Genomic DNA, 24,920 nt, shown 5'->3' on the forward strand with positions numbered 1-24,920 from the left:
ATGGAAACCCTGACCTTCGAATTTCCCGCCGGCGCTCCGGCGCGCGGTCGCGCCCTGGCCGGCTGCGTCGGCTCCGGCGACCTGGAGGTGCTGCTCGAGCCGGCCGCCGGAGGCGCGCTGAGCATCCAGGTGGTGACCTCGGTAAACGGCAGCGGCCCGCGCTGGCAACAACTCTTCGCGCGGGTCTTCGCGGCGTCCACGGCGCCGGCCGCGTCGATCCGCATCCACGATTTCGGCGCCACTCCCGGGGTGGTCCGCCTGCGCCTGGAGCAGGCACTGGAGGAGGCTGGCCATGACTGACGTCGCCCGCCTGCTGGCGCTGCGCAGCTTCACCGAACTGGGAGCGCGCCAACGCGCCCGTGCCCTGCTCGACGCGGGCAGCTTCCGCGAGTTGCTCGATCCCTTCGCCGGCGTGCAGTCACCCTGGCTGGAACGACAGGGCATCGTGCCCCAGGCCGACGATGGGGTAGTGGTCGCCCGTGGCCTGCTCGACGGCCAGCCGGCGGTGCTCGCCGCCATCGAAGGTGCCTTCCAGGGCGGCAGCCTTGGCGAAGTCAGCGGAGCGAAGATCGCCGGCGCGCTGGAGCTGGCCGCCGAGGACAACCGCAACGGCGTTCCGACCCGGGCCCTGCTGTTGCTGGAAACCGGTGGCGTGCGCCTGCAGGAAGCCAACCTCGGACTGGCGGCGATCGCCGAGATCCAGGCGGCCATCGTCGATCTGCAGCGCTACCAGCCGGTGGTGGCGGTGATCGCCGGGCCGGTCGGCTGCTTCGGCGGCATGTCCATCGCCGCCGGGCTGTGCAGCTACGTGCTGGTGACCCGCGAGGCGCGCCTCGGATTGAACGGTCCGCAGGTGATCGAACAGGAGGCCGGCATCGCTGAATACGACTCGCGCGACCGGCCGTTCATCTGGAGCCTCACCGGCGGCGAGCAGCGCTTCGCCAGCGGTCTCGCCGACGCCTACCTGGCCGACGACCTCGATGAGGTACGCACCTCGGTACTCGCGTATTTCGCCAAGGGCCTGCCGGCACGGCCGCGCTGCCGCCGCGCCGAGGATTACCTGCGGCGGCTGGGCGACCTCGATACCGCCGAGCAACCGGATGCCGCCGGCGTGCGCCGGCTGTACCAGGGGCTGGGCCAAGGAGATGCAACATGAGCCAACCGTTCACTTCCCGTGGCCTGGCCTGGTTCCAGGCGCTGGCCGGTAGCCTCGCGCCGCGTCCCGGCGATCCTGCTTCGTTGCGCGTCGCCGATGCCGAGCTGGACGGCTACCCGGTGCGTTTCCTGGCCGTCGTGCCCGATCCCGACAATCCGTTCCCGCGCGCTCGCCAGGGCGAGGTCGGGCTGCTCGAGGGCTGGGGCCTGGCCGCCGCCGTCGACGAGGCGCTGGAGGCCGACCGCGAGGCGCCACGCAAGCGCGCGCTGCTGGCCATCGTCGACGTGCCGAGCCAGGCCTACGGCCGCCGCGAGGAGGCCCTGGGTATCCACCAGGCGCTGGCCGGGGCGGTGGATGCCTACGCCCGCGCCCGACTCGCCGGGCATCCGCTGATCGGCCTGCTGGTGGGCAAGGCGATGTCCGGTGCGTTCCTCGCCCACGGCTACCAGGCCAACCGCCTGATCGCCTTGCACGATCCGGGGGTGATGGTCCACGCCATGGGCAAGGCCGCCGCCGCGCGGATCACCCTGCGCAGCGTCGAGGAACTGGAGGCGTTGGCGGCGAAGGTGCCGCCGATGGCCTACGACATCGACAGCTACGCGTCGCTCGGCCTGCTCTGGAGGACCCTTCCGGTGGAGACCGTCGAGGTGCCGTCGACGGCGGACCTGGTGCGGGTCCGCACCTGCCTGGGCGAGGCCCTGGCCGATATCCTCGGCGGCCCGCGCGACCTCGGCGGCCGCCTCGGCGCGGCCAACCGCGAGGCATCGGCGCGGGTGCGCCGGCTGCTGCGCGAGCAGTGGTGAATTCAGGAGCGAGCCGTGGTCATCGCGAACAGCTCACAGCGGGGCTCCAGCCGGCGACGGCTCGCTCCTGATCCGATGCGCCGCAGGGCAGGGCCGGAACCCCATGACCTGCTCCTGGGCATGGCGCCGGCGCATCTGCCGGAGAATGCTCCGGCCTGGGTCTGCGCGGCACTGAAGGCCGGCTGGCCGGTGGTGGTGCGCCGTGCGCCGGCAGATCCTGCGCGGGTGGCCATCGGCGTGCGCGGCCTGGCGCGGGAGCAGCGCTGGGCCGGCTGGATGCCGTTGGCGGCAATCACCCGGCGCTTGCGCCCGGAAGCGCTGGGCCAGCGCGAGCCGGCGATGCTGCGCGATCTGCCGGCCTGGCGTGCCTTGCGCGACCTGCGTGCGCCGCTGAACGCGCTGGGACTGGCCTGGGGCGTGACCGGCGGCGCCGGTTTCGAGCTGGCCAGCGGGGTCGCCGTGCTGCATCCGGACAGCGACCTCGACCTGCTGCTGCGCACCCCGCGCCCGTTCCCGCGCGATGACGCGCTGCGCCTGCTGCAACGCTTCGAGCAGTGTCCCTGCCGGATCGACCTGCAACTGCAGACCCCGGCGGGTGGCGTGGCCCTGCGCGAATGGGCCGAGGGTCGGCCCAGGGTGCTGGCGAAAGGCAGCGAGGCGCCGCTGTTGCTGGAAGACCCCTGGCGGGTCGCGGAGGTCGAGGCATGAGCGTGCTGTTCGCCTATCCCGGCCAGGGCGCCCAACGTCCCGGCATGCTCGCGGCCTTGCCCGACGAACCGCCGGTGCGCGCCTGCCTGGAGCAGGCGGCGGACTGTCTCGGCCAGGCGCCGGCCGAACTGGAGAGCGCCGAGGCCTTGCGCGGCACCCGCGCGGTGCAGTTGTGCCTGCTGATCGCCGGGGTCGCCGCCAGCCGCCTGCTGGAGACGCGCGGGCATCGGCCGGGGCTGGTCGCCGGGCTGTCCATCGGCGCCTATCCGGCGGCGGTGGTGGCCGGCGCGCTGGACTTCGACGACGCGCTGCGTCTGGTGGCGCTGCGCGGCGAACTGATGCAGGCCGCCTGGCCCGAGGGCTACGGGATGAGCGCCATCCTCGGTCTCGACCAGGCGCAACTGGATGCGCTGATCCTGATGGTGCGGCGCGAGCACCCGCCGCTCTACCTGGCCAACGTCAACGCCGAGCGGCAACTGGTGGTGGCCGGCAGCGAAGCGGCGCTGGCCGCCCTCGCCGAACGCGCCCGTGCCGCCGGCGCCAGCGCGGCGAAGCGCCTGGCGGTGAGCGTACCGTCGCACTGTGCGCTGCTCGACGAACCGGCCGCGCGCCTGGCCGAAGCCTTCGCCGGTATCCGCCTGCGTCGGCCGCGCGTGCCCTACCTGAGCAGCAGCCGGGCGCGCCTGGTCGCCGAACCGGCCGCGCTGGCCGACGATCTCGCCGGCAACATGGCGCGCCGCGTCGAGTGGCTGGCGACATTGCGCAGCGCCTACGAGCGCGGTGCCCGCCTGCATCTCGAGCTGCCGCCGGGACGGATCCTCAGCGGGCTGGCGCGGCCTCTGTTCGGCTGCGCCACGCCGGCCTTCGAAGGCTCCCGGGCGGATACCCTGGACGCGCTGTTGCGCGAGGAGGAAAAGAGAACCCGATAAGCGTTCGTTCGAGGCATAAAAACAACAACATCGATCCGCAACCGAGGACAACAATAATGATTATCTACGGTGTCGCACTGCTGTCTCTGTGTACCCTCGCCGGGCTGTTCATCGGCGAGATCCTTGGCGTGCTGCTCGGCGTGCCGGCCAACGTCGGTGGCGTCGGCATCGCCATGCTGCTGCTGATCTTCGTCGGCAGCTACCTGGGCAAGCGTGGCCTGCTCTCGGCGAAGACCGAGCAGGGCGTGGAGTTCTGGAGCGCGGTCTACATTCCCATCGTGGTCGCCATGGCCGCCCAGCAGAATGTCCTCGGCGCGCTGAGCGGCGGGCCGGCCGCTATCCTCGCCGGCATCGCCGCGGTCGCCGTGGCCTTCGCCCTGGTCCCGCTGCTCGACCGCTTCGGCCGGAAGAAAGCCGAAGGCGCCCCGCCGTTGAAACCGCGCACCAGCGTGCAGGGGTGAGCGCCATGTTCGAGTCCCTGAACAAAGTCATCAATGGCTACGGCCTGATCAGCGGCTTCGCCATCATCGGCGTGACCATGGCGGTGTCCTATTGGTTGTCGGCGCGCCTCACCCGCGGGCGCCTGCACGGCTCGGCGATCGCGATCTTCCTCGGCCTGGTGCTGTCCTACGTCGGCGGCGTCGCCACCGGCGGGCAGAAAGGATTGGTGGACGTGCCCCTGATGTCCGGTATCGGCCTGCTGGGCGGCGCCATGCTGCGCGACTTCGCCATCGTCGCCACGGCCTTCGGGGTGAATGTCGAGGAACTGCGTCGGGCAGGGGTTTCCGGGGTGGTGTCGCTGTTCCTCGGGGTCGGTTCGTCGTTCGTCGCCGGGGTCGCGGTGGCCATGGCGTTCGGCTACACCGATGCGGTCAGCCTGACCACCATCGGCGCCGGCGCGGTCACCTACATCGTCGGACCGGTGACCGGCGCCGCCCTGGGGGCCAGTTCCGAGGTGATGGCGCTGAGCATCGCCGCCGGGTTGGTGAAGGCGATCCTGGTGATGGTCCTGACGCCTTTCGTCGCGCCCTACATCGGCCTGAACAATCCACGTACGGCGGTGATCTTCGGTGGTCTCATGGGCACCTCCAGCGGCGTTGCCGGCGGCCTCGCCGCCACCGACCCAAAGCTGGTGCCCTACGGTTGCCTGACCGCGGCGTTCTATACCGCCATCGGTTGCCTGCTGGGGCCGTCGCTGCTGTATTTCAGCGTGCGCGGCCTGGTTGGGTGAGCGGGCTGGTCCGGGCTCCCTCTCCCTGAAGGGCGAGGGTTGGTCAGAGGTCAGCGGGCCAGCGGTAATGTGGACTTCCGTCCACTATCCCGCCGCCTCCTGCTCCAGGCGCAGGCTGTACATCCGGCACTCCGCGAGCAACGCCAGCAGGTTCGGGTCGCGCTCCTTGGCCTTGAGGAACACCACGCCGATGTGCTGCTGCAGGCGATAGCGCGGTTGCAGCGGGATCAGCCGCACGCGGTTCTCGTAGACCGCCTCGATGCGTTTGGGCAGCAGCGCATGGCCGACCCCCGAGCTGACCATGCTGAGGAGGGTGAAGATGTCGTTCACCTGCATGGCGATCTGCGGTTCGAAGCCGGCCTGCTGGAACACCCGGGTGCCGTCCTGATGGGTGGCGAAGCCCTGGGTGAGCGTGACGAAGGGCGTGTCGCGCAGGGTGCTGAGATCGATCTCGGCGAGCCTGGCGTAGGGCGAGTCCACCGGCACGGCGAGGAAGATGTCATCGGAGAACAGCGGCAGGTGCTCGCAGTCGGGATCGCTGACGCTATCGTTGAGCGACACCAGGATGGCGTCCAGCTCCATGTTCTTCAGCTGGTAGAACAGGTCGACGTTGGAGCCGAGGATCAGGTCGATGTTCAGCGCGCTGCGTCGCAGCTTGAGGCCCATGATCAGTTGCGGCACGGTCTTCACCGTCAGCGAATAGAGCGCGCCGAGCTTGAAGCGCTCGGCGGAGAAGCCGGCCGCCTCGCGGGTCAGGCGCACCGTGTCGAGTACCTCCTGGACCAGCTTCTGCGCGCGCTCCTCGAGCACGTAGGCGCTTTCCAGCGGGGTCAGGTTGCGTCCCTCGTGCTTGAACAGCGGGCAGCGCAGGGCGCTTTCCAGCGAGTGGATGGCGCGGTGCACGCTGACGTTGCTGGTGCCCAGTTCCGCCGCCGCGCGCGCCAGGTTGCCGGTGCGCATGAAGGCGAGGAAGGTTTCCAGCTTCTTGAGGGTGATTTCTTCGTCGATCAGCATCCGCGTTCCCCTGGCCGGTGGCGTCGGGGGATTGTGCCTGAGGCGGCGCGGGAGGGGTAAAAAGGGCCGTCATGTCCTAGCGCGTGGCGGAGCATGACGGCCTGGAAACGCCTTGGGGAAGGCGGAGTTGCACTGACCGGATGGAATCCCGCTTCGGCAGCCTGAGCCGCCGATAGGCTAACGGAACTCAGCGGATGGTGCCCTTGCTGCCGGTGACCTGCCGGACCGGGGTGGTCCGGAGCGCCGGCCACCCTAGCAACGGAGGCTTTTTGCCACAGTCATCGGATTCGTCTTTGTCAGGAAGAAAATTCCTCTTGGAATGTCGGAAAGCTGAGGATCAGTGCCGGCGCTCGGCGAGCTTGCCCAGTTGCTCCCGGCAGTAGTCGACGAACAATCGTGCCGGCTTGGTCAGTTGCGCGCGCTTCAGCCAGGCGGCGGCGAGCCCGGAGGTGGACACCGGCTCGGCGAGGTCGACCATGACCACCTTCTTGCCGTCGTAGGTGCATTCCGAATGCGGGCGGGTGACCAGCAGGGAGAAGCCGAAGCCCTGGCCGACCATGCCGCGCACCATCTCGATGGACGGCGAGGTGAAGGCGATGTTCGGCGTCAGGCCGAGTTCCTCGAACAGGCTGACGAAATAGGTGCGGCTGGGCTGCACGTCGAGCAGGATCATCGGTTCCAGGCACAGGTCGCGCAGCGACACTTGCGCCTGCCCGGCGAAGCGGTGCCCTTCGGGGAGCAGCGCGTGGGGTCGTTGCGGCGGCATCAGCGGCTCGGTCTCGATGGTCGAGTCGAGGTCGTGCTCGTAGAGGAAGGCCAGGTCGAAGCGCCCGGAGGTGAGGCCTTGCACCAGTTCCTGCTGCTCGCCGTCGCGTATGCGGATCTCCACCCCCGGATAGGCCTGGCGAAAGCCGGCGATCAGGCCCGGCAGGTAGAGCGGGGCGACCGTCTCGAAGCAGCCGATGTCGATCTGCCCGGCGATCACGTCGTTGTCGGCCAGGGCGTTCTGCTCGAACTCGTGGGCCATCCGCAGCAGTTCCTGGGCCTTGCGGTAGAAGCGCGCGCCGGCGGGGGTCAGCGACACGCCCTGGGCGTGGTGGCGGATGAACAGCTGCACGCCGAAGCTTTCCTCCAGACCCTTCACCGCCGTGGAGATCGACGGCTGGGCGATGTACAGCTTGCGCGAGGCCTCGGCCACGCTGCCGCATTCCACGGTGGTCACGAAATACTTGAGTTGCCGCAAGGTATAGGACGCCACTGCAAGACCTCATCGGCGCATCATCCTCCCCGGGCCGGGCGTGCGCGCCTCGATTGTTGTGTCCGCCGCGCTGCAAGCAAGTTGCAGGCCGCTGCCGAGCGTCGCGGCGCTGGCCGCGACGACGATTGCCCGCCTGCACGATAACCCAGCACGACGCACTTTGCCGGGGCACGCCTGGCCAGCTTTTTCTTATGTCCCGAGGACATTTTTAATAATTTTCCTTCGCCGCGGCTTGCGCGACCATCCTTCCCCATCGACCCCATGGACAGCGGTCCGCCTCCCGGCGGTCCGGGCCATGCGTGCAGAACCACGACCGGCGCAGACCGGCGAGATAACAAGGAGAAGGTGGGGTGTTCGAACTCAGCGATTGGCAACGGCGCGCCGCGACACAGCGCTTCATCGACCAGGCCCTGATCGGCGGCCGCCAGCGTCCGGCCGCCAGCGGCGCTACCTTCGACGCCATCGATCCGGCGAGCAATCGCCTGCTGGCGCGGGTCGCGGCCTGCGATGCGGCCGACGTCGACGCGGCAGTGGCCGCCGCCCGCCGCGCCTTCGACGAAGGCCCCTGGACGCGTCTCGCCCCGGTCGAGCGCAAGCGCGTGCTGCTGCGCCTGGCCGAGCTGATGCTGGCCCATCGCGAAGAGCTGGCGCTGCTCGACTCGCTGAACATGGGCAAGCCGGTGATGGACGCCTGGAACATCGATGTGCCCGGCGCCGCCCACGTCTTCGCCTGGTATGCGGAAAGCCTCGACAAGCTCTACGACCAGGTCGCGCCGACCGCCCAGCAGGCCCTGGCCACCATTACCCGCGTGCCGCTGGGGGTGATCGGCGCGGTGGTGCCGTGGAACTTCCCGCTCGACATGGCCGCCTGGAAGCTCGCCCCGGCCCTGGCCGCCGGCAACTCGGTGGTGCTCAAGCCGGCCGAGCAGTCGCCGTTCTCCGCCCTGCGCCTGGCCGAGCTGGCCCTGGAGGCGGGGGTGCCGGAAGGCGTGCTGAACGTGGTGCCGGGCCTCGGCGAGCAGGCCGGCAAGGCCCTCGGCCTGCACCCGGAGGTGGACGCACTGGTGTTCACCGGCTCCACCGAGGTCGGTAAGTACTTCATGCGGTATTCCGCGCAATCCAACCTCAAGCAGGTCTGGCTGGAGTGCGGCGGCAAGAGTCCGAACCTGGTGTTCGCCGATTGCCGCGATCTCGACCTGGCGGCGGAGAAGGCCGCCTTCGGCATCTTCTTCAACCAGGGCGAGGTCTGTTCGGCGAACTCGCGCTTGCTGGTGGAGCGTTCGATCCACGACGAGTTCGTCGAGCGCCTGCTGGCCAAGGCCCGCGACTGGCAGCCGGGCGATCCGCTGGACCCGGCCAGCCGCGCCGGCGCCATCGTCGACCGCCGGCAGACCGCCGGGATCCTTGCCGCCATCGAGCGGGCGCAAGGCGAGGGCGCGACCCTGCTCGGCGGTGGTCGCCAGTTGACGATCAACGGTTCGGACAACTTCATCGAACCGACCCTGTTCGGCGACGTACGCCCGGATATGCAGCTGGCCCGCGAGGAAATCTTCGGTCCGGTGCTGGCGATCAGCGCCTTCGACTCCGAGGACGAGGCCATCCGCCTGGCCAACGACAGCCGCTACGGCCTCGCCGCCTCGCTGTGGAGCGACGACCTGCACCGTGCGCACCGGGTGGCGCGGCGCTTGAATGCCGGAACGGTGTCGGTGAATACCGTGGACGCGCTGGACGTCGCGGTGCCTTTCGGCGGCGGCAAGCAGTCCGGCTTCGGTCGCGACCTGTCGCTGCATTCCTTCGACAAGTACACCCAGTTGAAGACGACCTGGTTCCAGTTGCGCTGAAGACGCGACGGACGCGACACGACTCGATGCCGATAACGACAACAAGAGGACGATCGAATGAACGACACGCCGAACGTGCGTGAGCCGGCCCTGCGCCGCGTGCTCGGGCTGGGACCGCTGCTGGCGGTGGCCATCGGCCTGGTGGTTTCCCAGGGCGTGATGGTGCTGATGCTGCAAGGCGCCGGGACGGCCGGCCTGGGCTTCATCGTGCCGCTGGGAGTGGCCTACCTGCTGGCGCTGAGCTACGCCTTTTCCTTTTCCGAGCTGGCACTGATGATTCCCCGCGCCGGTAGCCTGAGCAGCTACACCGAGGTGGCCATCGGGCATTTCCCGGCGATCCTGGCGACCTTTTCCGGCTACGTGGTGGTGGCGATGTTCGCCCTCTCGGCGGAACTGCTGCTGCTCGACCTGATCATCGGCAAGGTCTACCCCGGCGCGCTGCCGCCGATGCTGGTGGCCTACGGCGTGCTCGGCCTGTTCACCCTGCTCAACCTGCTCGGCATCGACATCTTCGCGCGCCTGCAGAGCGCCCTGGCGCTGCTGATGATGATCGTCCTGCTGGTACTCGGCCTGGGTGCGGTGAGCAGCGAGCACGCCTCCGTGCAGACCGCCCTGGCGAGCGGCTGGAACCCGCTCGGGGTAAGCGCCCTGGCGCTCACCGCGATGGCCGTGTGGGGCTTCGTCGGCGCCGAGTTCGTCTGCCCGCTGGTGGAGGAGACGCGGCGTCCGGAGCGCAACATCCCGCGTTCGATGATCCTCGGCCTGAGCATCATCTTCCTGACCATCGCCCTCTACTGCTTCGGTGCGCTGCTGTGCATCCCGCAGGCGGAACTGGCCGGCGACCCGCTGCCACACTTCCTCTTCGCCAACCGCGTGTTCGGCGAGTACGGCCAGATGTTCCTGGTGATCGCCGCGATCACCGCCACCTGCAGCACCCTCAACTCGTCGCTGGCGGCGATCCCGCGGATGCTCTACGGGATGGCGCAGAACGGCCAGGCCTTCCCGCAATTCAAGCAGCTCAGCCGGCGGGCGCGCACGCCCTGGGTGGCGGTGCTGTTCGTCGCCGCGATCACCGGCCTGCCGATCCTGATCCTCGGCCAGGACCCGGACTCGATCAACCTGCTGCTGCTCGCCGCCGCGCTGGCCTGGCTGCTGGCCTACATCATCGCCCACGTCGACGTGCTGGCCCTGCGCCGTCGCTATCCGCACATCGCCCGTCCGTTCCGCACGCCGTTCTACCCGCTGCCGCAACTGTTCGGCATCGCCGGGATGATCTACGCGGTGGTCCACGTCTCGCCGACCCCGGAAATGACCGGACGGATCTTCGCCAGCGCCGGCGTGGTGCTGGGCGTGGTCTCGCTGGTGGCGGTGGTGTGGATCAAGGGCGTGATGCGCAAGCCTCTCTTCGTACCCGAACCGCTCGAGACGGCCGGTGAGACTGCCCAGGGCAAGTCCGTCGCCCTCGATCCCCTGCAATCCCCTTCGGCCTGACGCGCCAAGGGAACAAGGAGAACACAGACGATGACCGCTCAGCTCAACCCGCAGCGCGACACCCGCGACTACCAGCAACTGGACGCCGCGCACCACATCCACGCCTTCCTCGACCAGAAGGCGCTGAACCGCGAAGGCCCGCGGGTGATGGTCCGCGGCGATGGCCTGCAGCTCTGGGACAACGACGGCAAGCGCTACCTGGACGGCATGTCCGGCCTCTGGTGCACCAACCTCGGCTACGGCCGCCAGGACCTCGCCGCCGCCGCCAGCCGCCAGCTGGAACAACTGCCGTACTACAACATGTTCTTCCACACCACCCACCCGGCGGTGGTGGAGCTTTCCGAGATGCTCTTCAGCCTGCTGCCGGACCACTACAGCCACGCGATCTACACCAACTCCGGCTCCGAGGCCAACGAGGTGCTGATCCGTACCGTACGGCGCTACTGGCAGATCCTCGGCAAGCCGCAGAAGAAGATCATGATCGGCCGCTGGAACGGCTACCACGGCTCGACCCTGGGCAGCACCGCGCTCGGCGGGATGAAGTTCATGCACGAGATGGGCGGCATGCTGCCGGACTTCGCCCACATCGACGAACCCTACTGGTACGCCAACGGCGGCGAGCTGAGCCCGGCCGAGTTCGGTCGCCGCGCGGCGCTGCAACTGGAGGAGAAGATCCTCGAACTGGGCGCGGAGAACGTCGCCGCCTTCGTCGCCGAGCCCTTCCAGGGCGCCGGCGGCATGATCTTCCCGCCGCAAAGCTATTGGCCGGAGATCCAGCGCATCTGCCGGCAGTACGACGTGCTGCTGTGCGCCGACGAAGTGATCGGCGGCTTCGGCCGCACCGGCGAATGGTTCGCCCACGAACACTTCGGCTTCCAGCCGGACACCCTGTCCATCGCCAAGGGCCTGACGTCCGGCTACATCCCCATGGGCGGCCTGGTTCTCGGCAAGCGCATCGCCGAGGTGCTGGTGGAGCAGGGCGGGGTGTTCGCCCACGGCCTGACCTATTCCGGCCACCCGGTGGCGGCGGCGGTGGCCATCGCCAACCTCAAGGCGCTGCGCGACGAGGGCGTGGTCACGCGGGTCAGGGAGGAGACCGGTCCCTACCTGCAACGCTGCCTGCGCGAGGTCTTCGGCGACCATCCGCTGGTCGGCGAGGTCCAGGGCGCCGGCTTCGTCGCCGCGCTGCAGTTCGCCGAGGACAAGGCGACCCGCAAGCGCTTCGCCAACGAGAACGACCTGGCCTGGCGCTGCCGCACCATCGGCTTCGAGGAGGGCGTGATCATCCGCTCCACCCTCGGCCGCATGATCATGGCCCCGGCGCTGGTGGCCGGGCGTGCCGAGATCGACGAACTGATCGACAAGACCCGTATCGCGGTGGATCGCACCGCGCGCGAGATCGGCGTGCTCTGACGCGCCCCGGCGGCCCGGCCTCGGCCGGGTCGCCGGCGACACGGAGCGTCCCCCCATAACGACGATGCGGCGCCTGGCGACCGCGCGCGGAACCGTTTCGGCCTCTGGCCGGCAACTGCCTCAGCAACATCACAACAATGCCAATCGGCTGTGGGAGTGTTCCATGTACAAGTCCTTGCACCAGTACGCACACGTGTTTTCCCGGTTGTCCCTGTTCGGCCTGGCGTTCGCCGCGGCGGCCCAGGCGCAGAGCCAGAGCCTGACGGTGATCTCCTTCGGCGGCGCGACCAAGGCCGCCCAGGAACAGGCCTATTTCAAACCCTTCGAGCGAAGCGGCGGCGGGCAGGTGGTCGCCGGCGAATACAACGGCGAAATGGCCAAGGTGAAGGCCATGGTCGACGTCGGCAAGGTCAGCTGGGACGTGGTCGAGGTGGAGAGCCCCGAACTGCTCCGCGGCTGCGACGAGGGGCTGTTCGAACGCCTCGACCCGGCGCGTTTCGGCGACCCCGCGCAGTTCGTCCCCGGCACTTTCAGCGAGTGCGGGGTGGCCACCTACGTCTGGTCGATGGTGATGGCCTACGACTCGACGAAGCTGGCCAGGGCGCCGCAGTCCTGGGCGGATTTCTGGAACGTCCGCGAGTTCCCCGGCAAGCGTGGCCTGCGCAAGGGCGCCAAGTACACCCTGGAAGTGGCGTTGCTGGCCGACGGGGTGAAGGCGGAGGACCTCTACAAGGTACTCGCCACCCCGGAGGGGGTCAGCCGCGCCTTCGCCAAGCTCGACCAGCTCAAGCCGAACATCCAGTGGTGGGAGGCCGGCGCCCAGCCGCCGCAATGGCTGGCGGCCGGCGACGTGGTGATGAGCGCGGCCTACAACGGGCGCATCGCCGCTGCGCAGAAGGAGGGGGTGAAACTGGCCATCGTCTGGCCCGGCAGTCTCTACGATCCGGAGTACTGGGCGGTGGTGAAGGGCACGCCGAACAAGGCGCTGGCGGAGAAATTCATCGCCTTCGCCAGCCAGCCGCAGACGCAGAAGGTGTTCTCCGAGCAGATCCCCTACGGGCCGGTACACAAGGGCACCCTGGCGTTGCTGCCGAAGACGGTGCAGGAGGCGCTGCCGACCGCGCCGGCCAACCTCGAAGGCGCGCGGGCGGTGGATGCCGAGTTCTGGGTGGACCACGGCGAGGAGCTGGAACAGCGTTTCAATGCCTGGGCGGCGCGCTGAACGCGCTGCGCGTCGGCAAAAAAAACGACGGGCCCCAAGTCGTCCGGGCCCGTCGGGTCAAAGCGCTGACGGGGTGATCAGCGCAGCTCTTCCAACAACCCCTGCAGATACCGACAGCCCTCGGTATCCAGCGCCTGCACCGGAAGGCGCGGCGCCCCCACCTCCAGGCCGGAGAGGCCCAGGCCGGCCTTGATGGTGGTCGGCAGGCCCCGGCGGAGGATGAAGTCGAGCAGCGGCAACTGCCGGTAGAACAGCGTGCGGGCCTTCTCCAGGTCGCCGTCGAGCACCGCCTGGTAGAGCTGGCCGTTGAGCGTCGGGATCAGGTTCGGCGCGGCGCTGCACCAGCCTTTCGCGCCGGCCACGAAGGCCTCCAGCGCCAGCGGGTTGCAGCCGTTGTAGAAGGGCACCCGGCCTTCGCCGAGCAGGCGCAGCTTGTGCATGCGCTGGATGTCGCCGGTGCTCTCCTTGACCATGGTCACGTTGTCCACTTCGCGGACGATGCGCAGGATCAGTTCCACCGACATGTCGATGCCGCTGGTGCCCGGGTTGTTGTAGAGCATCACCGGCACGCCGATGGCTTCGCCCACCGCGCGGTAGTGCTGGAACACCTCCGCCTCGTTGAGCTTCCAGTAGGAGATCGGCAGGACCATCACCGCCTCGGCGCCGAGGGATTCGGCGAACTGCGCGCGGCGCACGGTCTTGGCGGTGGTCAGGTCGGAGACGCTGACGATGGTCGGCACGCGATGGGCGACGGTCTTCAGGGTGAAGTCGACCACCTCGTCCCATTCCGGGTCGCTCAGGTAGGCGCCTTCGCCGGTGCTGCCGAGCGGGGCGATGGCGTGCACGCCGCCGTCGATCAGACGCTCGATGGAGCGGCCGAGGGCCGGCAGGTCGAGACCGCCGTCGGCGGCGAAGGGGGTGATGGTGTAGCCGATGATGCCGTGGATGGATGCGGACATTGGATGTACCCGTGACATTGAGTGGGAAATGCCAGGACGGACCTGGTGGGAAAGGTCGTTCAGCTCAGGCAGTCGCTGTTGCGCGGCAGGCAGCGCCGGGCGTAGTAGTTGAATGCGGCGCCGTGGCGCTTCGGGGTGGAGATCCAGTCGTGGGCCTCGCGCGCCAGGGCCGGCGGGATCGGCTTGATCTCCCCGGCGGCCATCGCCAGCAACTGCATCTTCGCCGCGCGCTCGAGCAGCACCGCGATCACGCAGGCCTCCTCGATGCTCGCACCGGTGGCCAGCAGGCCGTGGTGGGAGAGCAGGATGGCGCGCTTGTCGCCGAGGGCGGCGGAGATGATCTCGCCTTCCTCGTTGCCTACCGGCACGCCCGGCCAGTCCTTGAGGAAGGCGCAGTCGTCGTATAGCGGGCAAAGGTCCATGTGCGAGACCTGCAGCGGTACTTCCAGGGTCGACAGCGCGGCGATGTGCAGCGGGTGGGTGTGGATGATGCAGTTGACGTCCGGGCGGGCGCGATAGACCCAGCTGTGGAAGCGATTGGCCGGATTCGCCATGCCGTGCCCGTGGAGGACGTTGAGGTCTTCGTCGACCAGCAGCAGGTTGCCGGCGCTGATCTCGTCGAAGCCCAGGCCCAGTTGCTGGGTGTAGTAGGTCCCCGCCTCCGGGCCGCGCGAGGTGATCTGCCCGGCGAGCCCGGAGTCGTGGCCGGCCTCGAAGAGAATCCGGCAGGTCAGGGCCAGCTTTTGCCGGTCAGTCCACGTATTATCGCCGAGGCTGCTTTTCATCTGCTTCAGCGCGTGCTGGATCAGTTGATCCTTGGGTAATTCCAGTGTCGTAGCCATGCGAGGTTCCTTTGACGGAGCGAGTCGGGGGAAACGCCAGGCAGTTGCGCGCCACGCAACGACCCGGCTGTAAATGACACGGATCAAGTTATATGACACAAAGTGTCATTAGCAAGAGAAAAGTTTCATCGCCATCGGGAGAAGGCTGTCCTCAATGTCCATGCGCTTGAAATTGCTGAGAAAAAAACTCGGGGTCACGCTGGAGACCCTGGCCGACAAGACCGGCCTGACCAAGAGCTACCTGTCCAAGGTCGAGCGCGGGCTGAACACGCCGTCCATTGCCGCCGCGCTGAAGCTGGCGAAGGCGTTGAACGTGCAGGTGGAGGAGCTGTTCTCCGAGGAAAGCGACGGTGTCGACGGCTACAGCATCGTTCGTCGCGACCAGCGCAAGTCGCTGTCCAGCGGCGGCGACGGCCCGGCCTACGCCTCCCTCGCGCAGCAGATCGGCGCCCGCGCGCTGTTGCCGTTCATCGTCCACCCGCCGCGCGATTTCAGTCACTCGACGTTCAAGGAGCACCTCGGCGAAGAGTTCATCTTCGTCCATGAGGGCCAGGTCGAGGTCGACTTCATGAACCAGCGGATCATCCTCGAGCGCGGCGACGCCCTGCATTTCAACGCACAGAAGCCGCACCGCATCCGCTCCCTGGGGGAGACCCAGGCGGAGTTGCTGGTGGTGATCCACAGCGACGAATGAGGCGACGGCTTCGGCCGATCGGATGCTTGCTAACGCTCTGTTCGATTATCGAACTATTAATCGATTATCGGATTGTGAGCCCTCGGACCCCGGCGTAAGGTTCTCGTCACGTGCCGTCCAGGCAGCGCACAACAAGACGAGACCCGACCGATGGCTGAAATCCTCTCCCTGCGCGAAGCGGTGCGACGCTTCGTCCACGATGGCGACAGCGTCGCCCTCGAAGGCTTCACTCACCTGATCCCGACGGCCGCCGGCCACGAGCTGATCCGCCAGGGCAGGAAAGACCTGACGCTGATCCGCATGACTCCCGACCTGGTCTACGACCTGCTGATCGGTGCAGGCTGCGCGAAGAAGCTGGTGTTCTCCTGGGGCGGCAACCCCGGCGTCGGTTCGCTGCACCGCCTGCGCGACGCGGTGGAGAAGGGCTGGCCGCACCCGCTGGAGATCGAGGAACACAGCCACGCCGACCTCGCCAACGCCTATGTCGCCGGCGCCTCCGGGCTGCCCTTCGCGGTGCTGCGCGCCTACGCCGGCTCCGACCTGCCGAAGGTCAACCCGCTGATCCGCAGCGTCACCTGCCCGTTCACCGGCGAAGTGCTGGCGGCGGTGCCCTCGGTGCGCCCGGACGTCAGCGTGATCCACGCGCAGAAGGCCGACCGCAAGGGCAACGTGCTGCTCTGGGGCATCCTCGGCGTGCAGAAGGAAGCGGCCCTGGCGGCGAAGCGCTGCATCGTCACCGTCGAGGAGATCGTCGACGAACTGGACGCCCCGATGAACGCCTGCGTCCTGCCGAGCTGGGCGCTCAGCGCCGTGTGCCTGGTGCCCGGCGGCGCGCATCCGTCCTATGCCCACGGCTACTACGAACGCGACAACCGCTTCTACCAGGACTGGGACCCGATCGCCCGCGACCGCGAAAGCTTTACCGCGTGGATCGACGAATACATCCGGGGGACCGAGGATTTCGGCGCCTTCCAGGCCAAGCTCGCGGAGGGCAAGCGATGAGCAGCTACAGCACCAACGAGATGATGACCGTGGCCGCCGCCCGCCGCCTGCACAACGGCGCGGTGTGCTTCGTCGGCATCGGCCTGCCGTCGAAGGCCGCCAACCTGGCGCGCCTGACTTTCTCGCCGGACGTCGTGCTGATCTACGAGTCCGGGCCGATCGGCGCCAAGCCCAGCGTCCTGCCACTGTCCATCGGCGACGGCGAGTTGGCCGAGACCGCCGATACCGTGGTCCCCACCGGCGAGATCTTCCGCTACTGGCTGCAGGGCGGACGGATCGACGTCGGCTTCCTCGGCGCGGCCCAGGTCGACCGCTTCGGCAACATCAACACCACCGTGATCGGCGACTACCGCCAGCCCAAGGTGCGCCTGCCGGGAGCCGGCGGCGCGCCGGAAATCGCCGGCAGCGCCAAGGAAGTGCTGATCATCCTCAAGCAGTCGCACCGCACCTTCGTCGACAAGCTGGCCTTCGTCACCTCGGTCGGCCATGGCGAGGGTGGCGACTCGCGCCAGCGCCTGGGCCTGCCGGGCAAGGGGCCGGTGGCGATCATCACCGACCTGTGCATCATGGAGCCGGAAGCCGGCAGCAACGAGTTCGTGGTCACTTCGCTGCATCCGGGCGTGACCCGCGAGCAGGTGGTCGAGGCCACCGGCTGGGCGATCCGCTTCGCCGAGCGGGTCGCCGAGACGCCCGCGCCGAGCGAGGTCGAACTCGCCGCGCTGCGCGACCTCGAGGCGCGCACCGCGGCCGCCCATGGACAGAAGGGGAGCGACGAATGAGCCGCGAGGTATTCATCTGCGATGCCGTGCGCACGCCGATCGGCCGTTTCGGCGGCAGTCTTTCCGCGGTGCGCGCCGACGACCTCGCGGCGGTGCCGCTGAAGGCCCTGGTCGAGCGCAACCCGGGGGTCGACTGGTCGGCGCTGGACGAGGTGTTCCTCGGCTGCGCCAACCAGGCCGGCGAGGACAACCGTAACGTGGCGCGCATGGCGCTGCTGCTGGCCGGTTTGCCGGAGAGCGTGCCCGGCGTCACCCTCAACCGCCTCTGCGCCTCGGGGATGGACGCCATCGGCACGGCGTTCCGCGCCATCGCCTGCGGCGAGATGGAGCTGGCCATCGCCGGCGGCGTCGAGTCGATGTCGCGCGCGCCGTACGTGATGGGCAAGGCCGATAGCGCCTTCGGGCGCGGCCAGAAGATCGAGGACACCACCATCGGCTGGCGCTTCGTCAATCCGCTGATGAAGGAGCAGTACGGCATCGACCCGATGCCGCAGACCGCCGACAACGTCGCCGACGACTATCGCGTGTCGCGTGCCGACCAGGATGCCTTCGCCCTGCGCAGCCAGCAGCGCGCCGGCAGGGCGCAGGCGGCCGGTTTCTTCGCCGAGGAAATCGTCCCGGTGACGATTCGCGGGCGCAAGGGCGACACCCTGGTCGAGTACGACGAGCATCCGCGTCCCGACACCACCCTGGAGGCGCTGGCCCGGCTCAAGCCGGTCAACGGGCCGGAGAAGACCGTCACCGCCGGCAACGCGTCCGGGGTCAACGACGGCGCCGCCGCGCTGGTCCTGGCCTCCGCCGAGGCAGTGGAGAAGCACGGCCTGACTCCGCGCGCGCGGGTGCTGGGCATGGCCAGCGCCGGCGTCGCCCCACGGATCATGGGCATCGGCCCGGTGCCGGCGGTGCGCAAGCTGCTGCGGCGCCTGGACCTGGCGATCGACGCCTTCGACGTGATCGAACTCAACGAAGCCTTCGCCAGCCAGGGCCTGGCCTGCCTGCGCGAACTGGGCGTGGCCGACGACAGTGAGAAGGTCAACCCGAACGGCGGTGCCATCGCCCTCGGCCACCCGCTGGGGATGAGCGGTGCGCGGCTGGTCCTCACCGCGCTCCATCAACTTGAGAAGAGCGGCGGCCGGCGCGGCCTGGCGACCATGTGCGTAGGCGTCGGCCAAGGCCTGGCGCTGGCCATCGAGCGGGTCTGACTGGCACAACCGGGTCGCCCGCCCGGTATCAAGAGCGCGCGCCGCGCGGCGCTGCCCATGGTTCGGCGGCGGCGCGGCGCGTGTGCAGCGGAACAGGACGCTCCGTCGCACGGTCAGGATGAAACGGACCCTGTCGAGAGAACAACAGCATGACTGCCCCTGTTCACCAGTACAGCAACGAAGAACGCCGCAAGCGCATCTTCGCCATCGTCGGCGCCTCCTCCGGCAACCTCGTGGAATGGTTCGACTTCTACGTCTACGCCTTCTGCGCGATCTACTTCGCACCGGCCTTCTTCCCCTCCGACAACCCCACGGTGCAGTTGCTGAACACCGCCGGGGTCTTCGCCGCCGGCTTCCTCATGCGCCCCATCGGCGGCTGGATGTTCGGCCGCATCGCCGACAAGCACGGGCGCAAGACCGCCATGCTGATCTCGGTGGTGATGATGTGCGCCGGCTCCCTGGCGATCGCCTGCATGCCCACCTACGCCAGCATCGGCACCCTGGCGCCGGCGCTGCTGTTGCTGGCGCGGATGTTCCAGGGCCTGTCGGTGGGCGGCGAGTACGGCACCAGCGCGACCTACATGAGCGAGGTGGCGCTCAAGGGCCAGCGCGGCTTCTTCGCCTCGTTCCAGTACGTCACCCTGATCGGCGGACAGTTGCTGGCGGTGCTGGTGGTGGTGATCCTGCAGCAGTTGCTGAGCGAAGACGAACTGCGCGCCTGGGGCTGGCGGATTCCCTTCGTGATCGGCGCGATCACCGCGGTGATCGCCCTCTGGCTGCGGCGCTCGCTGAACGAGACCGCTTCGAAGTCGACCCTGGAGCGCAAGGAGTCTGGCACCTTCGCCGAGCTGTTCAAGCACAAGCGGGCCTTCTTCACCGTGCTCGGCTTCACCGCCGGCGGCTCGCTGATCTTCTACACCTTCACCACCTACATGCAGAAGTACCTGGTCAACACCGCCGGGATGAGCGCCAAGACCGCCAGCGCGGTGATGACCTTCGCCCTGTTCGCGTACATGCTGATGCAACCGCTGTTCGGCATGCTTTCCGATCGCATCGGGCGCAAGACCTCGATGCTCTGGTTCGGCACCCTGGGCACACTCTGCACCTTGCCGATCCTGCTCGCGCTGAAGACCGTGAGCAGTCCCTACATGGCCTTCTTCCTGATCATCCTGGCGCTGGCCATCGTCAGCCTGTACACCTCCATCAGCGGCCTGATCAAGGCCGAGATGTTCCCGCCGGAGGTGCGCGCCCTCGGCGTCGGAGTGTCCTATGCGGTGGGCAACGCGATCTTCGGCGGCTCGGCCGAGTACGTCGCCCTGGGGCTGAAGTCGGTAGGGATGGAGAACGTCTTCTACTGGTATGTTTCAGCCATGTGCCTGCTGGCGCTGCTGGTCTGCGTGAGCCTGCCGGACCTGCGCAAGGTCAGCTACCTGAACGACGAGCCCTGACGGGCCGGGAAAAGGAAAACCGATGAGCGACGTACCCGCCAACCAGTTGTTCGATGCCTATTTCACGGCGGCGCCGATGCGCGCGGTGTTCTCCGACCGCGGCCGCCTGCAAGGCATGCTCGACTTCGAGGCCGCCCTGGCCCGCGCCGAGGCGCGCACCGGGGTGGTTCCCGCGACGGCGGTGGCGCCGATCGAGGCGGCCTGCCGCGCCGAACTGTACGACCCGCTGGCGCTGGCCGAGGCGGTCGCCACTGCCGGCAACTCGGCGATCCCGCTGGTCAAGGCGCTGGGCCGCCAGGTGGCGGCTGGCGACGCCGAGGCCGAGCGCTACGTGCATCTCGGCGCCACCAGCCAGGACACCATGGACAGCGGCCTGGTGCTGCAACTGCGCCGTGCGCTGGCCTTGCTCGAGCAGGATCTGCAACGTCTTGCCGAGGTCCTGGCGGACCAGGCCGAACGGCATGCCGACACGCCGCTGGCCGGGCGCACCTGGTTGCAGCACGCCACCCCGGTGACCCTGGGCATGAAGCTCGCCGGCCTGCTCGGCGCCTTGACCCGGCACCGCCAGCGCCTGCGCGAGTTGCGCCCGCGCCTGCTGGTGCTGCAATTCGGCGGCGCCTCGGGGACGCTCGCCGCGCTCGGCGAACAGGCCCTGCCGGTGGCCGCGGCGCTGGCCGAGGAGCTGGGCCTGGCTTTGCCCGAACAACCCTGGCACACCCAGCGTGACCGCCTGGTGGAGTTCGCCAGCGTGCTCGGCCTGGTGGCCGGTAGCCTCGGCAAGTTCGGTCGCGATGTCAGCCTGCTGATGCAGACCGAGGCCGGCGAGGTCTTCGAGCCGGCCGGCGCCGGGCGCGGCGGTTCCTCGACCATGCCGCACAAGCGCAACCCGGTGAGCAGCGCGGTGCTGATCGCCGCCGCCACCCGTGCGCCGGGGCTGGTCTCGACCCTGTTCGCGGCGATGCCGCAGGAACACGAGCGCAGTCTCGGTCTCTGGCACGCCGAGTGGGAAACCCTGCCGGAACTCTGTTGCCTGGTTTCCGGCGCGCTGCAACAGGCGATCGGCCTGCTCGAAGGCCTGGAGGTGGACGCCCAGCGGATGCGCCGCAACCTTGGCCTGACCCACGGCCTGGTGCTCGCCGAGGCGGTGAGCATCGCCCTGGCCCGCCGTATCGGCCGCGAAGCCGCGCACCACCTGGTGGAGCAATGCTGCCGCCGCGCCGTCGAGCAGCGCCGCGAGTTGCGCGCGGTGCTCGGCGAAGAGGCGCGGGTGAGCGCCGAGCTGTCCGGCGACGAACTGGACCGCCTGCTCGATCCCGCCCATTACCTCGGCCAGGCCCGCGCCTGGGTCGAGCGCGCGCTCGCCGAACACCATGCCCTGGGCTTCGAACCCCATCCCGCCTGACTGGAGATCCCTTCGTGCCAACCGTACGCCTCGCCGACGGCGACCTGAACTACTCCCTGGAAGGACCGGCCGGCGCGCCGGTCCTGCTGTTGTCAAACTCGCTGGGCACCGACCTGGGCATGTGGGACACGCAGATCCCCGCACTCACCGCCCACTTCCGCGTGCTGCGCTACGACACCCGCGGCCACGGCGCCTCGCTGGTCACCCCCGGACCGTACGCCATCGGCCAGCTCGGCGCCGACGTGCTTGCCCTGCTCGATGCCCTCGAGCTGCCGCGCGTGCATTTCTGCGGGCTGTCCATGGGCGGCCTGATCGGCCAGTGGCTGGGCATCCACGCCGGCGAGCGGCTCGGCCGGCTGGTGCTGTGCAACACCGCGGCGAAGATTGCCAGCGACGAGGTCTGGAACACCCGCATTGATACCGTCCTGAAAGGCGGTGAGCAGGCCATGCGCGACCTGCGCGACGCCTCGGTGGCGCGCTGGTTCACCGCGGGCTTCGCCGAGCGCGAACCGGCGCAGGTCGAGCGCATCGTCGCGATGCTCGCGGCCACCTCGCCGCAGGGCTACGCGGCCAACTGCGCTGCGGTACGCGACGCCGATTTCCGCGAGCAGCTCGGGCTGGTCCAGGCGCCGACGCTGATCGTCGCCGGCAGCCACGATGCCGTGACCACTCCGGACAACGCCCGCTTCATGCAGGCGCGCATCGCCGACGCGCAGTTGGTCGAGTTCGTCGCCGCGCACCTGTCCAACGTCGAAGCGGGCGACGCCTTCAGCTGCCGCCTGGTCGATTTCCTGCTGTCCGCCTGAGGAACCGCCGATGGACGAGAAACAACGCTACGAAGCCGGCATGCAAGTGCGCCGCGCGGTGCTCGGCGACGCCCACGTCGAGCGCAGCCTGGCCAACCTGACGCCGTTCAACGAAGAGTTCCAGGAGATGATCACCCGCCACGCCTGGGGCGACATCTGGACCCGTCCGGGGCTGCCGCGACACACCCGCAGCCTGGTCACCATCGCCATGCTGATCGGCATGAACCGCAACGAGGAACTCAAGCTGCATCTGCGCGCGGCGAAGAACAACGGGGTGAGCCGCGACGAGATCAAGGAAGTGATCATGCAGAGCGCCATCTACTGCGGCATTCCCGCGGCCAACGCGACCTTCCACCTGGCCGAATCGGTGTGGGACGAGCTTGGCGTGGAGTCGCAGCAGGCGTCCCGGTAGGCCGCCGGGCGGGGCTATCGGTAGGGCGAATGGCGTCGCAGGCGTTATCCGCCGAGGCGGCGCTTCCCCTTGCCATTCGCCGGCGTTTCCCGGAAGGTCGACAGCTCCGTCATCCCTTCGGTCCGCCATGAGCCGCAAGCTGCATATCCACGCGCCCGCGATCCACTACTTCGACATGGTGCGCCGCTGCCATTCGATCCGCGAAGCCGCGCGACGCCTGAACGTCGCCTCGTCGGCGGTGAACCGGCAGATCCTCAAGCTGGAGGACGAGATCGGCGCGCCGCTGTTCGACCGCCTGCCCGGCGGCCTGCGCCTGACCGGAGCCGGGGAGATCTTCGCGCGCCACGTCACCGTGGTCCTGCAGGACATGGAGCGCGTGCGTTCCGAACTGGACGCGCTGCAAGGCCTGCGCACCGGCCATGTGGAGATCGCCACCATCGAGGCGGTGACCAGCGACCTGCTGCCCTGCGTGCTCAAGGCGATGCGCGAACGCTACCCGGACATCACCGTCGGCGTCACCCTGCTCGGTTCCCAGGCGATACCCGAGGCGGTGAGCAGCGGCGCGGTCGACCTCGGCCTGGCCTTCGCCCTGCCGCGCAGCGCCGACCTGCAACAGGTCAGCGTCGGCCATTTCCGCCTCGGTGCCATCGTCTCCCCGCAGCACCCGTTGGCGCGACACCAGGCCATCGCCTTCGCCGATTGCGTCGAACATGGCCTGATCATGGCCAAGAGCGAGCTGTCCATCCATCACCTGCTGGCGCCGCTCCAGCGCCGTTTGCGCGAACCGCGCCGGGCGGTGCTGGAGAGCAGCTCCCTGGAGCTGTCGCGACAACTGGCGCGGCGCGGGCTCGGCGTCGCCTTCCAGACCCGCCTGGGGATCGAGGCCGACATCGCCCAGGGCGAGCTGCGCTTCCTGCCGCTGAAAGACAATGGCGGCATCCACAGCGACCTCGGCCTCTACGTGCGCACCGGCCGCTACCTGCCGGTGGCGGTGGACGCCCTGGCCCGGCAGATCGCCGAGGAAGTGCGCCTGCGCGAGCGCGAGGAAGCGCGCCTGAACGAGGCCTGAGCGGCGCTCGCGCCGATGCCAGACGGCTTGCCCGAGCTTGCTCGTTCGCTGATGCCGTTTCGGCATCGGTATGTTCGATATTCTGTTCTTTGGTCAGCGCGGCGAAGTGCCGATACTGCCCCGCGACCCCGGCGCGAAACCGGGGGCTGAGTCGCCACAAGAACAACAAGCAACCAGCAGGACACACAGCATGAAGAAGATGATGCAGGGCGCCGCCGCCCTGATCGCGCTCGTCGGCGCCGGGGAGAGCATGGCGCTGGAATGGATGAGCAACAGCGTCGGTTTCCGCTACGGCCAGCAATTCACCAACCCGAACAACCCGGACAAGTTCGCCAAGCGCATCTACAGCTTCACCCACGCCGACGGCTATCGCTACGGCAGCAATTTCTTCAATCTCGATGTGTTCCTTTCCGACAGCCGCGACCCGCGCAAGGGCACCGACCACGGTGGCAGCGAGGTCTATGCGGTCTACCGCCACCAGCTCTACGCTTCGCGGGTGTTCGACCGGCCGCTGGGCACCGGCCTGGTCAAGGACTACGCCTTCACCCTGGGCTTCGACGCCAGCCGCAACAACAACCTGGCTTCGGCCAAGAAGCGCGCCCTGGTGTTCGGCCCGACCCTCAAGTTCAACGGTCCCGGCGTGCTCGACCTGAGCCTGCTCTACTACCGCGAGAAGAACCACTTCGGCGTGCCCGGCGCGCGCCATCCCGACCACACCTTCGACACCACCTACATGCTCAACCTGACCTGGATGCGGCCGTTCAAGGTCGGCAACCGTGCGGCGAAGTTCCAGGGCTTCGTCAACTACGTGGGAGAGAAGGGCGAGGACTACAACGACAAGGACACCGCGGCGGAAACCCTGGTCCGCACCGCCCTGATGGTCGCCGCCCTGCCAGGCGACAAGCGCCAGCCGAACCTGTGGCTCGGCGTCGGCTACGAGTATTGGCACAACAAGTTCGGCGTCGACGGCGGCACCGGCAGCCGAACCTCGACGCCGACGTTGAACATGGAATTCACCTTCTGAGGCGATGCGCCGCCGCCCTACGCAATGCCGCCAACCCTGGGGTGGGGCGGATAACGCCACCGGCGTTATCCGCCGATACACCGACGCCCGGCGGCGGATAACCGCAAGCGGTTATGCGCCCTACGCGATGTCGCAGCCCTGGGGTGGGGCGAATAACGCCACCGGCGTTATCCGCCGATACACCGACACCGGACGGCGGATAACCGCGAGCGGTT

General features: G+C 68.6%; 25 protein-coding genes. 21 read left to right on the forward strand and 4 right to left on the reverse strand.

Going from position 1 to position 24,920, the window contains the following annotated elements:
- Genes HMPREF2924_RS32490 through madM form a run of 7 tightly spaced genes read left to right on the forward strand, consistent with a single transcriptional unit; the run spans window position 1 to window position 4,827 of the window.
- Complete coding sequence (locus HMPREF2924_RS32490) at window positions 1-300, forward strand: malonate decarboxylase subunit delta (RefSeq protein WP_003084001.1); 300 nt, start codon at window positions 1-3, stop codon at window positions 298-300.
- Window positions 293-1,156, forward strand: a complete 864-nt coding sequence (locus HMPREF2924_RS32495; protein WP_003084003.1) for a biotin-independent malonate decarboxylase subunit beta — start codon at window positions 293-295, stop codon at window positions 1,154-1,156. The genes HMPREF2924_RS32490 and HMPREF2924_RS32495 overlap by 8 nt, the downstream gene beginning before the upstream one ends.
- Entirely contained in the window at window positions 1,153-1,959 is an 807-nt protein-coding gene (mdcE, locus tag HMPREF2924_RS32500) for a biotin-independent malonate decarboxylase subunit gamma (protein WP_003133103.1), read from the forward strand. Before HMPREF2924_RS32495 ends, mdcE begins: the two co-directional genes overlap by 4 nt.
- Before the next feature lie 15 nt (window positions 1,960-1,974).
- Complete coding sequence (locus HMPREF2924_RS32505; protein WP_023094303.1) at window positions 1,975-2,667, forward strand: malonate decarboxylase holo-ACP synthase; 693 nt, start codon at window positions 1,975-1,977, stop codon at window positions 2,665-2,667.
- Window positions 2,664-3,596, forward strand: coding sequence for a malonate decarboxylase subunit epsilon (gene mdcH, locus HMPREF2924_RS32510; protein WP_003133101.1), 933 nt, complete (start codon window positions 2,664-2,666; stop codon window positions 3,594-3,596). Before HMPREF2924_RS32505 ends, mdcH begins: the two co-directional genes overlap by 4 nt.
- Window positions 3,597-3,652: 56 nt before the next feature.
- A complete protein-coding gene (madL, locus tag HMPREF2924_RS32515) occupies window positions 3,653-4,057 on the forward strand; it encodes a malonate transporter subunit MadL (protein WP_003084010.1) in 405 nt (134 codons plus the stop codon).
- Between the two features lie 5 nt (window positions 4,058-4,062).
- Entirely contained in the window at window positions 4,063-4,827 is a 765-nt protein-coding gene (gene madM, locus HMPREF2924_RS32520; protein ID WP_003084016.1) for a malonate transporter subunit MadM, read from the forward strand.
- Between the two features lie 84 nt (window positions 4,828-4,911).
- Here the strand turns inward: madM and HMPREF2924_RS32525 are convergent, their stop codons facing one another.
- On the reverse strand, window positions 4,912-5,841 hold the full coding sequence (locus tag HMPREF2924_RS32525; protein ID WP_003084019.1) for a LysR family transcriptional regulator: 930 nt from the start codon (window positions 5,839-5,841) through the stop codon (window positions 4,912-4,914).
- Window positions 5,842-6,178: 337 nt separating this feature from the next.
- Window positions 6,179-7,099 carry a LysR substrate-binding domain-containing protein gene (locus HMPREF2924_RS32530; protein WP_070700867.1) on the reverse strand — a complete coding sequence of 307 codons (921 nt, stop codon included), beginning with the start codon at window positions 7,097-7,099 and terminating at the stop codon, window positions 6,179-6,181.
- Window positions 7,100-7,449: 350 nt separating this feature from the next.
- Here HMPREF2924_RS32530 and HMPREF2924_RS32535 point away from each other — a divergent pair, with 350 nt between their 5' ends.
- The 4 genes from HMPREF2924_RS32535 (at window position 7,450) to HMPREF2924_RS32550 (ending at window position 13,066) form a co-directional block, all read left to right on the forward strand.
- Window positions 7,450-8,940 (forward strand): aldehyde dehydrogenase, encoded by a 1,491-nt coding sequence (locus tag HMPREF2924_RS32535; RefSeq protein ID WP_003133098.1) that lies wholly within the window; start codon window positions 7,450-7,452, stop codon window positions 8,938-8,940.
- 57 nt (window positions 8,941-8,997) lie between these two features.
- The gene (locus tag HMPREF2924_RS32540; protein ID WP_003133097.1) at window positions 8,998-10,431 is read left to right on the forward strand and encodes an APC family permease; all 1,434 of its coding nucleotides are present in this window, start codon (window positions 8,998-9,000) and stop codon (window positions 10,429-10,431) included.
- Window positions 10,432-10,461: 30 nt separating this feature from the next.
- Window positions 10,462-11,844: an aspartate aminotransferase family protein gene (locus HMPREF2924_RS32545; protein WP_003101901.1), complete on the forward strand. Its 1,383-nt coding sequence runs from the start codon at window positions 10,462-10,464 to the stop codon at window positions 11,842-11,844.
- A 163-nt stretch (window positions 11,845-12,007) separates the two neighbouring features.
- On the forward strand, window positions 12,008-13,066 hold the full coding sequence (locus HMPREF2924_RS32550; protein WP_003133095.1) for an ABC transporter substrate-binding protein: 1,059 nt from the start codon (window positions 12,008-12,010) through the stop codon (window positions 13,064-13,066).
- 77 nt (window positions 13,067-13,143) lie between these two features.
- On the opposite strand, the gene HMPREF2924_RS32555 is transcribed toward HMPREF2924_RS32550, so the two are convergent.
- Together HMPREF2924_RS32555 and HMPREF2924_RS32560 are read right to left on the reverse strand one after the other, a co-directional pair.
- Complete coding sequence (locus HMPREF2924_RS32555) at window positions 13,144-14,025, reverse strand: dihydrodipicolinate synthase family protein (protein ID WP_003110235.1); 882 nt, start codon at window positions 14,023-14,025, stop codon at window positions 13,144-13,146.
- A 59-nt stretch (window positions 14,026-14,084) separates the two neighbouring features.
- Window positions 14,085-14,867 (reverse strand): aldolase, encoded by a 783-nt coding sequence (locus HMPREF2924_RS32560; protein ID WP_003084054.1) that lies wholly within the window; start codon window positions 14,865-14,867, stop codon window positions 14,085-14,087.
- Window positions 14,868-15,021: 154 nt separating this feature from the next.
- Between HMPREF2924_RS32560 and HMPREF2924_RS32565 the strand changes: the two genes are divergently transcribed.
- The 10 genes from HMPREF2924_RS32565 (at window position 15,022) to HMPREF2924_RS32610 (ending at window position 24,705) form a co-directional block, all read left to right on the forward strand.
- Window positions 15,022-15,561 (forward strand): helix-turn-helix domain-containing protein, encoded by a 540-nt coding sequence (locus HMPREF2924_RS32565; RefSeq protein WP_003133092.1) that lies wholly within the window; start codon window positions 15,022-15,024, stop codon window positions 15,559-15,561.
- 150 nt (window positions 15,562-15,711) lie between these two features.
- Window positions 15,712-16,563, forward strand: coding sequence for a CoA transferase subunit A (locus tag HMPREF2924_RS32570; RefSeq protein WP_003118609.1), 852 nt, complete (start codon window positions 15,712-15,714; stop codon window positions 16,561-16,563).
- Complete coding sequence (locus tag HMPREF2924_RS32575) at window positions 16,560-17,342, forward strand: CoA-transferase subunit beta (protein ID WP_003133090.1); 783 nt, start codon at window positions 16,560-16,562, stop codon at window positions 17,340-17,342. The genes HMPREF2924_RS32570 and HMPREF2924_RS32575 overlap by 4 nt, the downstream gene beginning before the upstream one ends.
- Window positions 17,339-18,544 carry a 3-oxoadipyl-CoA thiolase gene (gene pcaF / locus HMPREF2924_RS32580; RefSeq protein WP_003110233.1) on the forward strand — a complete coding sequence of 402 codons (1,206 nt, stop codon included), beginning with the start codon at window positions 17,339-17,341 and terminating at the stop codon, window positions 18,542-18,544. Before HMPREF2924_RS32575 ends, pcaF begins: the two co-directional genes overlap by 4 nt.
- Window positions 18,545-18,693: 149 nt before the next feature.
- Window positions 18,694-19,992, forward strand: coding sequence for an MFS family transporter (locus HMPREF2924_RS32585; protein ID WP_003133088.1), 1,299 nt, complete (start codon window positions 18,694-18,696; stop codon window positions 19,990-19,992).
- A 22-nt stretch (window positions 19,993-20,014) separates the two neighbouring features.
- Complete coding sequence (locus HMPREF2924_RS32590; RefSeq protein WP_003133086.1) at window positions 20,015-21,394, forward strand: 3-carboxy-cis,cis-muconate cycloisomerase; 1,380 nt, start codon at window positions 20,015-20,017, stop codon at window positions 21,392-21,394.
- Window positions 21,395-21,408: 14 nt separating this feature from the next.
- Window positions 21,409-22,200: a 3-oxoadipate enol-lactonase gene (pcaD, locus tag HMPREF2924_RS32595; protein ID WP_003133084.1), complete on the forward strand. Its 792-nt coding sequence runs from the start codon at window positions 21,409-21,411 to the stop codon at window positions 22,198-22,200.
- Between the two features lie 10 nt (window positions 22,201-22,210).
- Window positions 22,211-22,612, forward strand: a complete 402-nt coding sequence (gene pcaC / locus HMPREF2924_RS32600) for a 4-carboxymuconolactone decarboxylase (RefSeq protein WP_003084072.1) — start codon at window positions 22,211-22,213, stop codon at window positions 22,610-22,612.
- A gap of 127 nt (window positions 22,613-22,739) precedes the next feature.
- A complete protein-coding gene (locus HMPREF2924_RS32605) occupies window positions 22,740-23,681 on the forward strand; it encodes a LysR family transcriptional regulator (RefSeq protein ID WP_003084073.1) in 942 nt (313 codons plus the stop codon).
- Window positions 23,682-23,871: 190 nt separating this feature from the next.
- Window positions 23,872-24,705, forward strand: coding sequence for a hypothetical protein (locus tag HMPREF2924_RS32610; RefSeq protein WP_003137110.1), 834 nt, complete (start codon window positions 23,872-23,874; stop codon window positions 24,703-24,705).
- The last annotated feature ends 215 nt before the right edge of the window (window positions 24,706-24,920 follow it).

The organism is Pseudomonas sp. HMSC063H08 (assembly GCF_001813645.1).
Classification (GTDB): Bacteria; Pseudomonadota; Gammaproteobacteria; order Pseudomonadales; family Pseudomonadaceae; genus Pseudomonas; species Pseudomonas aeruginosa.